The organism is Streptomyces sp. NBC_00078 (genome assembly GCF_026343335.1).
GTDB lineage: Bacteria > Actinomycetota > Actinomycetes > Streptomycetales > Streptomycetaceae > Streptomyces.
In genome coordinates, this window is the sequence record NZ_JAPELX010000001.1 from 5,348,370 (window position 1) to 5,362,611 (window position 14,242).

The window sequence follows — 14,242 nt, forward strand, 5'->3', positions numbered from 1 at the left end:
ACAACAACGGCGACCACTGCAGCTGATCAACCTATGAGCGCGGTGGAGCAGGGCCACGCGCCCTGCTCCACCGCCTCGTGAGTGAAGGAGAAGCGGGTGCTTTCGTTTCGTTTGCGACTGGCCGACACCCGGAGCACGAACTGGCGCTGGGACACAGACCGTTGGGTAAACGGGCAGAGCTGGATCAGGCCGGCTCATGTAGCCGTCCTGGACGCAGAACTCGTGCCGGGTGACGGAACCGGCGTCTGTGCGCTGGTGAGAGAGGACAAGGGCGGGGAGGTGGACTTCACGTCAGTCCTTCTCCGCCCCGACGAGGTGCAGGTGTCGGCGGGCGTGTTCGGCACCGCGCCGCTGTACCTCGTAGCAGTCGGAGAAGACCTGTACGGCTCCTGGGACTTGGTGGACCTGCGGATCCACCTGCGACCTGACCGACTCAATCCCCGGGTCGTGGCACGCACCCTGAGCAGACAACACCGCTACAGCGCGGACACCCTCTTCGAAGGGGTGTACCGGCTCACGGAACGCGCTACGGCCGTCTTCACGACCGCCGGACTCACGATCCTCTACCCCGAGCCCGCCCAGCACGTGCTGAAACCTCGAAAGCTGCGCGCGGATGTTGACCCCGTAGACGCTTTCGATGCGCTACTGAACGGGGTCATGGCCGAGTGGCCTTCCACGGCAAACTGCGTCGGCGTGGAACTCTCCGGCGGGGCCGACTCGGGCAACGTGTCTCTCTCAGCCGCCGCAGCAGGCTTCGGCTCCATCCACACATTTGGGCTGCTCATGGGCGGCCGGATCGGCTGGCTCCAACAAGCCAGACGCCGCATGCTGGCGGATCACCTGGGCCTGCGGGACACCTTTGTCCCAGCCATTCAGTACCCGCCCTTCGTGCCTGGTGGGGTACGGGAACGCGGAGCGCCGCACGATCCGGCAGGAGCCTTCTACCAGGAGGCTTTCGACGTCCTGCGCGGACACGTAGCCGCTCGTGGCTGCGAGGTGATCTTCACGGGCGGTGGTGGGGACGAGGTCAATGCCTGCCACTCGCGTACGAACGCCGAACTTCCCGCAGCCGATCCCGTCCCGTGGCTCGGCGACAAGACCATCGAGGCCCTGGCCCAGGTGGACGAGAACCTCGCCCCCATCCCCGTGCTCCCTGTACCCACGCTCGTGGCCTTCGGCCTGCACAACCCCGCCTACCTGCGACTCGGGATCTGGCCGATCGCTCCACTCGTCCACCCCCGAGTCGTCCGCTTCATGGAACAGCTGCCACACGAGCACAAACGGGGCAAGGCGATGTTCCGCAACCGCCTGCGGCGCGCGGGACTGCCCGAGTCCGTCGCGGCCCCCAGCGAACCGGAGAACTTCCTCGCGGTCATGGAGAGGGGCCTGCGAAGTTACGGTCTTCCGCTTCTGGACGACGTGCTTCGCGAGTCACTGCTGGTCGATCTCGGCTACGTTGATCCGGTCGCCCTGGCCCGGGCCCGGGATCACGCCGAGAAAGCCCCCGTGGTGCCTGACCTGCTGTGCGACACACTCGCCCTGGAAGTCGGACTCCGGAGCCTTGCATGAGCAGCCTGGACATCGTGGAGGCGGAACGCCTCGAAGCGTCCAACCTCTTCTACCGGGATCCTGCGCTGTACGACAGCGCGCAGGCCGACAGTGACAGCGCCAGTGTCTGCCTGGAGCTCATCGACCGGCACTGCCCGGCAGCCCGCACTTTGCTGGACTTCGGCTGCGGTACCGGCAGGGATCTGGAGCTGCTGGCCCAGCGCTTCGACTGCACCGGCATTGATCTACAGCCCGGCCTGGTCGACTACGCGCGCCGCACGCGCCCCGGACTCGACTGCCGGGTCGGGGACATGCGTACTGTCCGACTCGGTCACACTGCTGACGTCCTGGTGTGCCTGGGGAACTCGCTCGCCTACGTGCACGACAACGCGGACATCCAGGCAGCATTCCAGACATTCGCCGCGCACGCGCATCCGAACACCCTGCTCGTGTTGTGCTCCCCAATAGCCCCGATAGAGTCCCCGAGTCCTCAACAGGCTGGTGTCGAGACCCGCCTCGGGTCTGCCACCGTGGCCATCAGCTACGAGTGGGATCTGCGGACGCAGATCAACACCATGCGCCGGCACTGGGTGTTCGATTCGGGCGAGGAGTACCACGACTCCATCCGGCGACGTGTTCTCGGCCCTCGCGAACTGGAGCTGTACGCGCTCTCCGCCGGATTCAAGGTCCTGGAGATCGTGAACGAAGCAGGTGCACTGCCTGTCTCTGGCCCAAGCGCCTACACCGTAGCTCGCTATCAAGGGTGAAGCGTCGGCTAATTCCGTCGCAGCATGGAGAGATGGACCAGCCATCATCTGACTGTAAATGTCGCGGATGCTGGCGCGTTGCTCGACGCGGGAGGCGGTCGGGTTGGCACAGCCCCCTGTCGAATACGGCGATCCGGAATGATCGGAGATTCGTCGTCAGCCACATGGTTCAGGTGGCCCGCCAGTACGGGCTGAGCCATCAGATGCACAGCATCGAGGGCATCCGAAGGGACCAGTAGAGATGAGTCAGGGAGTGCCAGTGCCCAAGCACGAGCGGCGCCAGATCACCGACGAGCAGTTCCACGACGCGACGCTGATCTGGGACTACCACCGGATGCGCCATGAGCAGCGGCCCTGCTCGGCGGCGATCGGCCTGGGCAGCCACGACCTCGGCGTCGCCACCACGGCCGTCAACCTCTACCGCGCTGGCCTTTTCCCGGTCGTGGTCTTCAGCGGCGGCAACAGCCCCACCACCCGCACCCGCTTCCCGCGCGGCGAGGCGGTCCACTACCGCGAGCATGCGCTGAGTCTGGGTGTGCCGAACGAGGCCATCCGGGTCGAGCCGAAGGCAGCCAACACCGGCCAGAACATCACCTTCTCCCGCGAGCTGCTGGCCGAGGCCGGCATCGCGGTCGAGTCGCTGCTGCTGATCTCCAAGCCGTACATGGAGCGCCGCTCGTATGCGACGTGCCGCAAGTTGTGGCCGGAGGTTGAGGTCGTGTGCGCCTCCGAGCCGCTGGAGTTGGACGACTACATCAAGTCGATCGGCGACGAGAAGCTCGTCGTCGACATGCTCGTCGGCGACCTGCAACGGGTGATCGAGTACCCGAAGCTCGGCTTCGCCGTCGAGCAGGACGTACCGGGCGATGTGAGTAGCGCTTACGAGCGCCTCCTGGACGCCGGCTTCGACAGTCGCGTCGTCAGTACCTGATCCGCTGAGCATCGGGCCGAAGTGGCAGGTGTTCAGGAGCCGGGAAGCAGCGCGAGCACGGTGGACTGGACGAGCTGGGCAGCGGTGAGGAGGTTGGGGATGCCCCCGCAGCGTTCGACGAGGTTCTGGAGCATGTAGCGCAGGGTGCCGGGATCGCGTTCGGGTTCGTCCAGGCGCGGGGTGATCACGTCGAGATCGCGCAGGGCGGCGTCCACTTCGGGGTACTGGCCGCGCAGTTCTTCCAGGCGGCGTCGGAGTCCCTCGATGCTTTCGCGGGCTTCGGTGACGGCTTCGTTGGTGATGTTGTTGGTCTGGCTGACGTTCTGGGAGAACGCTGCAGCTTGGGCGGGCCCGGTCATGTGACCGGTGTTGATGATCCCGAAGTTGGGACCGTTCGGGGCCGGGTCGGGCTGGCGGCGGATGGGCATGCGGGGCTCCAGGGGGTCTTGCCGGTCAGTTCGTCATGGAGGGGTTGGCGGAGAGCGGTGCGGCCTGCACGGGGCCGGTCATAGTGCCGCCGTTCATGACGCCGAAGTTGTAGATCGCGGTGGCCTGTTGCTGGTAGGCGGCGATGTCGACGTTGTGGTTGCGCAGGAAGATCTCGGTGGAGTCAAAGACGCGGCGCTGCATCATCTGCACGTAGTAGCGGGCGTCGTCATTCGTGTGCATGTCTTCGATCCAACGGACGCTGTTGACCTCGCGAAGGCTGACCGGCCCGCTGCCGGGATCGAGTTCTGGGCGCTTGCGCGGCTTGCGGCGTATGAGCCGGTCGAGCCCGAGGTAGATGTCACCGAGGGCGTTGAAGGCTGTGCGGCTGAGCCACTTGAGGGAAGAGGATGGTCCCGACTGCCGACCACGGCATCGGTAAGCGTTGGCAGGTCCGTTACCGCGACCTGGACGACCGCCAGCGCAAGGAGAACTTCCACACGAAGGCCGAGGCGGACAATCGCGCCGCCGAGGTCGACGTCGAGATCCGGCAGGGCTCCTACGTCGTCCCCGCCGAGACGAAGCAGACGCTCGTCGCCTACGCACAGAAGTGGCTCGACGCGAACTCCGTCGGCCCGACGACTGCGCTCCGCTATGAGGCGACGGTCCGCAACCACATCACCGAGCATCTCGGCCGACGCGAGATGCGATCCCTCAACCAGCCCTCGATCATCCAGGGTTGGATCCGGACGCTCCAGGACAGCGGCCTCGAAGTGTCGACGATCGAGGGCATCTTCGACATCCTCTCCAGCATCCTCGGCGCGGCCGTGGAGGACGGGCTGCTGCCGAAGAACCCCTGCAAGGCGAAGTCGGTCAAGCTGCCGACGGCGACCAAGAAGAAGGTCATCCCTTGGTCGTTGGAGCGCGTACGCGCCGTCATCGCCGGGCTGCCGAAGCGCTTCCAGACAGGCGGCAAGCTCGCCTTCGGCTGCGGCCTGCGCCAGGGCGAGGTGTTCGGCTTCGCCGTCGAGGACATCGACTTCAAGGGCGGCTGGATCCACGTCAACCGCCAGGTACGGCTTGTCGGTACGAAGCCCGTCTTCGCCCTGCCCAAAGGCAACAAGATCCGGTCAGTGCCCCTGCCGGCCCAACTTGCCGCCGCTTTCAAGGCCCACATGAAGGCGTTCCCGCCCGTCGCCGTCACCCTGCCCTGGGCCAAGCCGGACGGTGAACTGAAGACCTTCTGCCTCCTCTTCGTCGACGAGAAGAGCCGGGCCTACAACCGCAGCGTCTTCAACATGGGCGACTGGAAGCGCGCCCTGGCCGCCGCTGGCGTGATTCCTCCCCGCGAGCGCGGAGCGCGCTACCTCCAGGCGGCTCCGGAAGACGGCATGCACGCCCTCCGGCACGCGTACGCCTCCGTGCTCCTGGACGCGGGGGAGAGCATCAAGGCGCTCTCCGAGTACCTCGGCCACTCGGATCCTGGTTTCACGCTGCGGACGTACACGCACCTGCTGCCATCCAGCGAGACCCGCACCCGCAAGGCGATCGACGACGCCTTTACGGAAACGGAAGCCGAGGCGGAAGACGACGCCGACCCGCCCGCTACCCAGGGCACATCAGTGCCCCCAGCGAAATCAATGTGCCCTCAATGTGCCCTGGCCGCCTGACGGCCCCTCTCCGGCACTGAAAAGGGCGAGGCCCGAGGACCCCGCCCGCTACCAACGAAACCCCAGGTCACGGCCACACAAGGCAATAAGGCTGATGCCCCGCCTCATGCAACCGATGGCTGAAGTCCTGCCACTCGTGCAGCAGTTGGTAGACGTTGAACGCGTCGCGCGGGCCGCCGCGGTCCGGGACCGTCGACCAGATGAAGGCTGCCGCGCCCACGGCTTCCTCGCCTATGCCGCGCAGGGGGTCGACGACCGTCATGGGGAGCTTGACGACCGCGTAGTCGGGGTGCAGGACGACCAGTTCGAGCGGCGGGACCTTGTGGAGGGGGACGCCTTCGATGCCCGTCAGCACCATCGCCGCCATCGTCTCCGGTTTGATCTTGGTGAACATGCCGTTCATGCCGAGCTCGTCGCCGCCGAGTTCCTCGGGGCGCATCGAGATCGGGACGCGGGCCGCGGTCGCGCCGTCCGGCGCGCCGAAGTACTTGTACGTCACCCCCACCCGACCACCATTCCTGCTCCCCGCCCGGAGCGGCTCGCCCCGCCGGTCGATCCGCCGGTCGGTCCGATCGGGCTCAATCGGTACACCCTGCGCCTGACGGGCTTCGGCCTCCTCCGCCTCGCGTCGGTGCTTTCCCCGCCGGGCACGTCGAGGACCCAGGTCGTCAGTCCCCTCGCCCAGTCCGCCACCGCGATGCATATCTCCACCCGACTGCTTTTCTAGGATGCGTGGGCCCCGCCGCGCAACCCGATCATCGTGTCAGTGACCTCCCCCACGGCCGCCCGCCGAAACGTGCGTTGAAACACCTGTCCGCAGGATCTTCGCAGCCTCTGAACAAGCCTCCGTACACCTATACGTACGCCAGGGCCGTTTGAGCTGTGTGTATCAGGTCCCAGTTTCGCAGATCGCGCGAGGAGGCGGCTGTCTCTCGGGTCAGCAGCAGCGCTCGCGGCCGCCCGCTCACCCTGGCCTACCCTGAGGATGTCCCTTGCAACCGGAGCCGGGTAAGTCGGAGAAGGTCGGAGAAGTCGCAGGTCATGAGCGAACTGCCATATTCATACGAAGCGCCTGTCTCACAGGCACTGTTCGACCGGGCCGCGGCCGTCACGCCCGGCGGCGTGAACTCCCCGGTGCGAGCCTTCCGTGCAGTGGGCGGTACGCCCCGCTTCATGGTGTCGGGTACGGGCCCGTATCTGACGGACGCGGACGGGCGGGAGTACGTCGACCTGGTGTGTTCCTGGGGTCCGATGATCCTCGGGCACTCCCGCCCCGAGGTCGTCGCGGCCGTTCAGGACGCCGTCTCGCGCGGCACCTCCTTCGGGACGCCCGGCGAGGGCGAGGTCGCCCTGGCCGAGGAGATGGTCGGGCGGATCGAGCCCCTTGAGCAGGTGCGGCTCGTGTCCAGCGGGACCGAGGCGACCATGAGCGCCATCCGGCTCGCCCGCGGGTTCACGCGGCGCACCAAGGTGATCAAGTTCGCCGGGTGTTATCACGGTCACGTCGACTCGCTGCTGGCTGCCGCGGGCAGCGGTGTGGCCACCTTCGCGCTGCCCGACACCCCCGGCGTCACCGGCGCCCAGGCCGGCGACACGATCGTCCTTCCCTACAACGACCTGGAGGCCGTCCACGAGGCCTTCCACCGGCACCCCGGTGAGATCGCCTGTGTGATCACCGAGGCCTCGCCCGGGAACATGGGCGTCGTACCGCCGCAGCCCGGCTTCAACCAGGGACTGAAGGACGCCTGCTCGAAGAACGGCGCGCTCTTCATCTCCGACGAGGTCATGACAGGCTTCCGGACCAGCCGTGCCGGGTGGTTCGGGATCGACGGGGCCAGGCCCGACCTGATGACCTTCGGGAAGGTGATGGGGGGTGGCTTCCCGGCCGCCGCCTTCGGTGGTCGTGCCGAGGTGATGGCGCACCTCGCGCCCGCCGGGCCCGTCTACCAGGCCGGCACTCTCTCCGGGAACCCGGTCGCCACGGCGGCCGGCCTCGCCCAGCTGCGGCTCCTCGACGAGGCCGCCTACGACAAGGTCGACACGGTGTCGGAGACCGTCCGGTCGCTCGTCACCGAGGCGCTCACCAAGGAAGGCGTCGCACACCGGCTGCAGAACGCCTCCAACATGTTCTCCGTCTTCTTCGCGGACCGTGAGGTCCGCGACTACGAGGACGCCAAGAAGCAGGAGTCCTTCCGCTACACCGCGTTCTTCCACTCGATGCTGGCGCAGGGCGTCTATCTGCCGCCCTCGTCCTTCGAGTCCTGGTTCGTGTCCACGGCCCACGACGAACAGGCCGTACAGCGCATCGCCGACGCCCTTCCGGCGGCGGCCCGAGCGGCGGCGGAGGCCAAGGCAGCATGAGCGACAGCAACAACACGGCGGGCAGCGACATCACGGTCGTACACGTCATGCGGCACGGTGAGGTCGCCAACCCGGACGGGGTGCTGTACGGGCGGCTCGCCGGGTACCACCTGTCCGAACTCGGACGGCAGATGGCCGACCGGGTCGCCGAGCACCTCGCGCCCCGCGACATCACCTACGTCTGCGCCTCCCCGCTGGAGCGGGCCCAGGAGACGGCGACCCCGATCGCCAAGGCGCACGGGCTCGACCTCGCCACCGACGAGCGCCTCATCGAGGCCGACAACGTCTTCCAGGGCAAGACCTTCGGGGTGGGCGACGGCGCGCTGCGCAATCCCGGGAACTGGAAGCACCTCGTCAACCCGTTCAAGCCGTCCTGGGGCGAGCCCTACGTCGACATCGTCGTACGGATGATGCGGGCGCTGGACGCCGCCAAGGACCAGGCGCGTGGGCACGAGGCCGTGCTGGTCAGTCATCAGCTGCCGATCTGGATCGTGCGCTCGTACGTCGAGAAGCGGCGGCTGTGGCACGACCCGCGCAAGCGGCAGTGCACGCTCGCCTCGCTGACGAGCTTCACGTACCAGGGCGACAGGCTCGTGTCCGTCGGCTACAGCGAGCCGGCCATCGACCTCGTACCCGCCCATCTCCGGGCCGGTGCCAAGCCGGTGCAGGGGAAGTCGAAGGCCTTCGGTGCGTAGGAGTCGGTCCGCGCAGGAGTCCGTGTCGGCGGTCGGAGTCCTCGTCGGAGTCCGTGTCGGAGGCTCCGGTGCCGGGACGATGGACATTCCTTTTGGGTTCCATGACACGTTCGTGACATTTGTTGCGAGATCGACTTGATCGAGGGGAACCTCCCCGTTCGTCATGTCCTCTGACTGAGTGACAATCAGGGCACATGACGAATCGGGGTTGGAATGCGCGCGCTCTCTCGCAGGGGAATGCTCGGTCTCGGCGCGGGCGCCGCGGCAGCCGCGGGGCTCTCGGGCTGCGGCAGTCTCACGCAGTCAGACGGACCGAACCCTGCTCCGGGTTCCCACGGCGGCGAATCCGCCAAGCCGTCGCACCCCGCCCGTCCCCTCGGTGACGGCTCGACCTCCTTCACCGGCAAGCAGCCCCACCAGCCGGGCAAGCCCGAGCCGCTGGAACCCGGCCAGGCCCCGCCCCAGTTCGTGATCTTCTCCTGGGACGGCGCCGGTGAGGTCGGCAACGGCCTCTTCCCCCGCTTCCTCGACCTCGCCAAGCAGCACCAGGCGTCCATGACCTTCTTCCTCTCCGGGCTCTATCTGCTGCCCGAGTCGAAGAAGCGCCTCTACAACCCGCCGAACAACCCGCGCGGCGCCTCCGACATCGGCTACCTCACCGACGAGCACGTCAAGGCCACGCTGGCCAACGTCCACCGTGCCTGGCTCGAAGGGCACGAGATAGGCACCCACTTCAACGGGCACTTCTGCTCCGGCTACGGCACCGTCGGCAACTGGACGCCCGCCCAGTGGCAGAGCGAGATCCAGCAGGCGAAGGCCTTCGTCAAGGAGTGGCGGACCAACACCGGCTGGACCGACCTGCCTTCGCTGCCCTTCGACTACGACAAGGAACTCGTCGGCGGCCGCACGCCCTGTCTGCTCGGCCAGAACAACCTGCTGCCCACCGCCAAGAAGCTCGGCTGGCGCTACGACGCCTCCTCGCCCGGCGGCCGCCAGGTCTGGCCCGACAAGAAGCAGGGCGTGTGGGACCTGCCGCTGCAGCAGGTCCCCTTCCCCGGGCGGTCCTTCGAGGTCCTGTCGATGGACTACAACATGCTCGCCAACCAGTCGGTCAACTCGACCAACGCGCCCGCCTACAACTACCCGGCCTGGCGCACCCAGTCCACGCAGGCCTACATATCAGGCTTCAAGCGGGCATACGAGACGAACCGGGCTCCCTTCTTCGTCGGCAACCACTTCGAGCACTGGAACGGCGGCATATACATGGACTCCGTCGAGGAGGCCTTCAAGCACATCGCACGGGAGAAGGAGAAGGGCGGGGACGTACGCCTGGTCTCCTTCCGGCAGTTCGTCGACTGGATGGACGTACAGAAGCCGGAGGTGCTCGCCAAACTGCGCACGCTCGACGTCGGACAGCAGCCGGTCGGCGGCTGGAAGACGTTCCTGAAGGACACCTCGCCGACGTCCTCCACGACGTCCTCCTCGACCTAGTCCTCGGCCTCCGGGCAGGCCGCCTGAAATGCGGTTGTCCCTCCGCAAGGGGGGTGCGCAAGATCCCCGGAACGGACATGCGAAACTTTTCACATGAGTGCCGCAAGCCGCGCCCCGTTGCGCTCGAACCGCGCACGTCGCCGAGTAGTCCTGACCACCGCCGGCGCCGCGGTCGCCACGCTGCTGATGTCCGCCTGCTCCTCCGGAGGCACCTCCGGCGGAGGCGGTGACACCAACTTCGTCATGGGCAAGGACGGCATCTCCACCGCCAAGAAGGGGGAGCGCGCCCAGGCTCCCGACCTGTCCGGCAAGACGGTGGACGGCAGGCAACTCGACGTCGCCTCCTACAAGGGCAAGGTCGTGGTGCTGAACGTGTGGGGCTCCTGGTGTCCCCCCTGCCGCGCCGAGGCGCCGGGCTTCGAGAAGGTCTCCCAGGACCTGAAGACCAAGGACGTCCAGTTCGTCGGCATCAACACCCGTGACACCAGCACCGCCGGCGCCCGCGCCTTCGAGAAGCAGTACGGCGTCAGCTTCCCCAGCCTGTACGACCCCACGGGCAGACTGATGCTCCGTTTCAAGAAGGGCACCCTCAACCCGCAGGCGATCCCCTCCACTCTCGTCCTCGACCGCGAGGGCAAGATCGCCGCGCGTTCGCTGGCCGCGCTCACCGAGGAAAAGCTGCGCAGGATGATCGACCCGGTCCTCGCGGAGAAGTGACGTGACCTCAGTCACCATGCTCGCCGCGGCTACCGACCCTAACCAGACGGTCATGCAAGGCACCCTGCTGCTCGCCCTGCCCATCGCCCTGCTCGGCGGACTCGTCTCCTTCTTCTCCCCGTGCGTCCTGCCGCTCGTCCCCGGCTATCTGTCGTACGTCACCGGGGTGGCCGGCACCGACCTCGCCGAGGCCCGACGCGGCCGGATGGTCGCGGGCGCCTCCCTCTTCGTACTCGGCTTCACCGCCGTGTTCGTCTCCAGCGGCGCCCTGTTCGGCTACTTCGGCGACACCCTCCAGGACAACAAGGGCGTCCTGAGCAAGGTGCTGGGCGCGCTCATGATCCTCATGGGTGTCTTCTTCATGGGGCTGATGCCCTGGATGACCCAGCGGGAGTTCCGCTTCCACCGCAGGCCCGCCGCCGGGCTGGCCGGTGCCCCGCTGCTCGGCGCGCTGTTCGGCATCGGCTGGACCCCGTGCATCGGCCCGACCCTCGCCTCAGTGATCGCCCTCTCCTCCCAGCAGGGCAGCGCGGGCCGCGGGGCCATACTGACCGTCGCCTACTGCCTCGGCCTCGGTGTGCCGTTCGTGCTCGCCGCGGTCGCCTTCCGCAAGGCGCTCGGCGCCTTCGGCTGGGTCAAGCGCCACTATGTCTGGGTGATGCGGATCGGCGGCACGATGATGATCGTGACCGGTCTGCTGCTGCTCACCGGCGCCTGGGACAGCATCGTGCAGGACATGCAGTCCTGGTCCACCGGCTTCACCGTGGGGATCTGATCGATGAGCAAGACCACAACCGGTACGACCCCCGAGCGTGTCGACGACGACCTCGGCGCCGCCGGCTCCCAGCTCTCCACCGCTCCCAAGGAGGATTCGCCGAACCTGCCCTCCATGGGCGTGATCGGCTGGGCCCGCTGGTTCTGGCGGCAGCTCACCTCCATGCGGGTCGCGCTGCTCCTGCTCCTGCTCCTCTCACTCGGCGCGATCCCCGGCTCGCTGATCCCGCAGACCGGCATCGACGAGACGAAGGTCGCCGACTTCCGCAAGGCCCACACCTTCCTCGCGCCGGTCTACGACAGGCTCGGTCTCTTCCACGTCTACAGCTCGGTGTGGTTCTCCGCGATCTACATCCTGCTGTTCGTCTCCCTCATCGGCTGCATCATCCCGCGCACCTGGCAGTTCATCGGCCAGCTGCGCGGCCGCCCGCCGGGCGCGCCCAAGCGGCTGACCCGGCTGCCCGCCTACACCACCTGGCGCACCGAGACCGAGCCGGAGCAGGTCCGTGAGACCGCGCTCGCCCTCCTCGACAAGCGCCGCTTCCGCGCCCACCTCGCCGGTGACGCCGTCGCCGCCGAGAAGGGCTATCTGCGGGAGGTCGGCAACCTCGCCTTCCACATCGCGCTGATCGTGCTGCTGACCGCCTTCGCCTGGGGCCAGTTGTTCAAGTCCGAGGGCAACAAGGTGGTCGTCGAGGGCGGCGGCTTCTCCAACACCACCACCCAGTACGACGACTTCAAGTCCGGCAACCTCTTCACCACCGACGACCTGGTGCCGTTCAGCTTCACCCTGGACAAGTTCACGGGCACCTACGAGACGAGCGGTCCGAACCGGGGCACCCCGCGCACCTACCAGGCGAGCCTCACCTACCAAGTGGGCGCCTACGGCAAGGGCCGGAAGGACCTCGTCAAGGTCAACGAACCGCTGGAGATCGGCGACGCGAAGGTCTACCTCACCGCCCACGGCTACGCACCCCTCATCACCGTCCGCGACGGCAAGGGCAACGTCGTCTACCGCGACGCCGTACCTCTCCTTCCGCTCGACTCCAACGTCACCTCCACCGGTGTGGCCAAGGTCCTCGACGGCTACAAGAACGCCCAGGGCGTCAGGGAGCAGCTGGGCATCTCGGCCTTCTTCCTGCCGACGTACACCAAGGGCAGCGAGACGGCCTCCACCTTCCCGGCACTGAACAACCCCGTGCTGAACCTGACCCCCTTCCACGGCGACCTCGGTGTCGACTCGGGCATCCCGCAGAGCGTGTACCAGCTCGACAAGTCGCATGTGAAGGACTACAAGGACGCCAAGGGCGCCCAGCTCAGGGACAACCTCAGGCCCGGCCAGACCATGAAGCTCCCGAACGGTGCCGGCTCGATCACCTACGAAGGCACCAAGGAGTGGGCGAACTTCCAGGTCGTCCAGCAGGCCGGCACCAAGTGGGCGCTCGGCGGTGCCCTCACCGCCATCTTCGGCCTCGCCGGCTCCCTGTTCATCCAGCGCCGCCGCGTGTGGGTACGGGCGGTGAAGGGCGCCGACGGTGTGACGGTCGTGGAGATGGCCGGACTCGGCCGCAGCGAGTCCGCGAAGGTACCCGAGGAACTCGGCGACCTCGCCGGGATCCTGTACGACCGGGCGCCGGGCGCGCCCGAGCCCGACGACCAGGCCGCCGAGGCCGGCTCCCCGGACCAAGACGACACCACCACCCCCGACTCCCAAGTCCTCCCTGCCGAAGGGGCTGAGACGACATGACTCTCGCCGCCGGAACCGAGTTGGCCACGGCCACCAACGAACACCTCGCGAACATCAGCAACACGCTGATCTACTCCGCGATGGCCGTCTACACCCTGGCCTTCTTCGCGTACATCGCCGAATGGCTCTTCGGCAGCCGCAGCCGGGTCGGCCGCACCGCCGCGGCGCTCACCCCCGGTGCCGAGAAGTCCGGGAAAGCCCCGGCCGTCACCGTGAAGAAGGCCGGCGGGACCGCCGTGCTGGAGCGGCCCAAGGTCGTCGTACGGGCCTCGGCCGGTGCGCGCGACGTGCCCGACGGGCCCGGGGCGCACGGCGGGGACGAGCAGGGCGACCTCTTCGGGCGTATCGCCATCTCGCTCACCGTGCTCGCCTTCCTCGTCCACCTCGCCGGTGTGGCCACCCGCGCGGCCTCGGTGGAGCGGGCGCCGTGGGGCAACATGTACGAGTTCAACATCACCTTCTCCACCGTCGCCGTCGGCGTGTACCTCACGCTGCTCGCGCTGAAGAAGAACATCCGCTGGCTCGGCCTGTTCCTGATCACCACGGTCCTCCTCGACCTCGGCATCGCCGTCACTGTCTTGTACACCGCCAGTGACCAGTTGGTTCCCGCCCTCCACTCGTACTGGCTCTACATCCACGTCTCCACCGCCATCCTGTGCGGCGCGGTCTTCTACGTGGGCGCCGTCGGCACGCTGCTGTACCTCTTCAAGGACTCGTACGAGAGCAAGCTGGAGAGCGGCGGCACGCCCGGCCGCTTCGCCACGTCCTTCCTGGAGCGGCTGCCCGCCTCGTCCTCCCTGGACAAGTTCTCGTACCGCATCAACGCGGCCGTCTTCCCGCTGTGGACGTTCACGATCATCGCGGGCGCGATCTGGGCCGAGTCGGCCTGGGGCCGTTACTGGGGCTGGGACCCGAAGGAGACCTGGGCGTTCATCACCTGGGTCGCCTACGCCTGCTACCTGCACGCCCGCGCCACGGCCGGCTGGAAGGGCCGCAAGGCCGCCTACCTGGCCCTGATCGCCTTCGGCTGCTGGCTGTTCAACTACTACGGCGTGAACATCTTCGTCTCCGGCAAGCACTCCTACGCGGGGGTGTGAGCCCGAGCGGGGTGTGAG

The 14,242-nt window shown here is 67.5% G+C and carries 13 protein-coding genes and 1 pseudogene; 11 read left to right on the forward strand and 3 right to left on the reverse strand.

The features are described 5' to 3' along the window. The first annotated feature begins 279 nt into the window (after positions 1–279). The 3 genes from OOK07_RS25030 to OOK07_RS25040 all read left to right on the forward strand — a co-directional run bounded on the left by OOK07_RS25030 (position 280) and on the right by OOK07_RS25040 (position 3,246). The gene (locus tag OOK07_RS25030) at positions 280–1,569 is read left to right on the forward strand and encodes an asparagine synthase-related protein (RefSeq protein WP_266798601.1); all 1,290 of its coding nucleotides are present in this window, start codon (positions 280–282) and stop codon (positions 1,567–1,569) included. Next, positions 1,566–2,315 carry a class I SAM-dependent methyltransferase gene (locus OOK07_RS25035; protein WP_266798603.1) on the forward strand — a complete coding sequence of 250 codons (750 nt, stop codon included), beginning with the start codon at positions 1,566–1,568 and terminating at the stop codon, positions 2,313–2,315. The genes OOK07_RS25030 and OOK07_RS25035 overlap by 4 nt, the downstream gene beginning before the upstream one ends. Before the next feature lie 241 nt (positions 2,316–2,556). Further along, on the forward strand, positions 2,557–3,246 hold the full coding sequence (locus OOK07_RS25040; protein WP_266798605.1) for a YdcF family protein: 690 nt from the start codon (positions 2,557–2,559) through the stop codon (positions 3,244–3,246). A gap of 32 nt (positions 3,247–3,278) precedes the next feature. Here OOK07_RS25040 and OOK07_RS25045 read toward each other — a convergent pair whose 3' ends face one another. Both OOK07_RS25045 and OOK07_RS43745 read right to left on the reverse strand, forming a co-directional pair. Then, positions 3,279–3,674 carry a hypothetical protein gene (locus OOK07_RS25045; protein ID WP_266798607.1) on the reverse strand — a complete coding sequence of 132 codons (396 nt, stop codon included), beginning with the start codon at positions 3,672–3,674 and terminating at the stop codon, positions 3,279–3,281. Between the two features lie 25 nt (positions 3,675–3,699). Continuing rightward, positions 3,700–4,032: an AbeC-like domain-containing protein gene (locus OOK07_RS43745; protein WP_524540340.1), complete on the reverse strand. Its 333-nt coding sequence runs from the start codon at positions 4,030–4,032 to the stop codon at positions 3,700–3,702. 44 nt (positions 4,033–4,076) lie between these two features. Here OOK07_RS43745 and OOK07_RS25055 point away from each other — a divergent pair. Continuing rightward, positions 4,077–5,342, forward strand: a pseudogene (locus OOK07_RS25055) (site-specific integrase); the annotation flags it as partial. Between the two features lie 67 nt (positions 5,343–5,409). Here OOK07_RS25055 and OOK07_RS25060 read toward each other — a convergent pair. After that, positions 5,410–6,045 (reverse strand): hypothetical protein, encoded by a 636-nt coding sequence (locus tag OOK07_RS25060; protein ID WP_266682984.1) that lies wholly within the window; start codon positions 6,043–6,045, stop codon positions 5,410–5,412. 338 nt (positions 6,046–6,383) lie between these two features. Between OOK07_RS25060 and hemL the strand changes: the two genes are divergently transcribed. The 7 genes from hemL to ccsB all read left to right on the forward strand — a co-directional run bounded on the left by hemL (position 6,384) and on the right by ccsB (position 14,224). Continuing rightward, positions 6,384–7,703, forward strand: coding sequence for a glutamate-1-semialdehyde 2,1-aminomutase (hemL, locus tag OOK07_RS25065; protein ID WP_266798612.1), 1,320 nt, complete (start codon positions 6,384–6,386; stop codon positions 7,701–7,703). Next, positions 7,700–8,398 (forward strand): histidine phosphatase family protein, encoded by a 699-nt coding sequence (locus tag OOK07_RS25070; RefSeq protein ID WP_266798614.1) that lies wholly within the window; start codon positions 7,700–7,702, stop codon positions 8,396–8,398. Before hemL ends, OOK07_RS25070 begins: the two co-directional genes overlap by 4 nt. Before the next feature lie 213 nt (positions 8,399–8,611). Next, positions 8,612–9,889, forward strand: a complete 1,278-nt coding sequence (locus OOK07_RS25075; RefSeq protein WP_266798616.1) for a polysaccharide deacetylase family protein — start codon at positions 8,612–8,614, stop codon at positions 9,887–9,889. Positions 9,890–9,982: 93 nt separating this feature from the next. Further along, positions 9,983–10,606, forward strand: coding sequence for a TlpA family protein disulfide reductase (locus OOK07_RS25080; RefSeq protein WP_266682988.1), 624 nt, complete (start codon positions 9,983–9,985; stop codon positions 10,604–10,606). Between the two features lie 16 nt (positions 10,607–10,622). Further along, complete coding sequence (locus tag OOK07_RS25085; protein WP_405673793.1) at positions 10,623–11,381, forward strand: cytochrome c biogenesis CcdA family protein; 759 nt, start codon at positions 10,623–10,625, stop codon at positions 11,379–11,381. A gap of 3 nt (positions 11,382–11,384) precedes the next feature. After that, entirely contained in the window at positions 11,385–13,127 is a 1,743-nt protein-coding gene (gene resB / locus OOK07_RS25090; RefSeq protein WP_266798618.1) for a cytochrome c biogenesis protein ResB, read from the forward strand. Next, positions 13,124–14,224, forward strand: a complete 1,101-nt coding sequence (gene ccsB / locus OOK07_RS25095; protein WP_266682991.1) for a c-type cytochrome biogenesis protein CcsB — start codon at positions 13,124–13,126, stop codon at positions 14,222–14,224. Before resB ends, ccsB begins: the two co-directional genes overlap by 4 nt. Positions 14,225–14,242 lie beyond the last annotated feature (18 nt).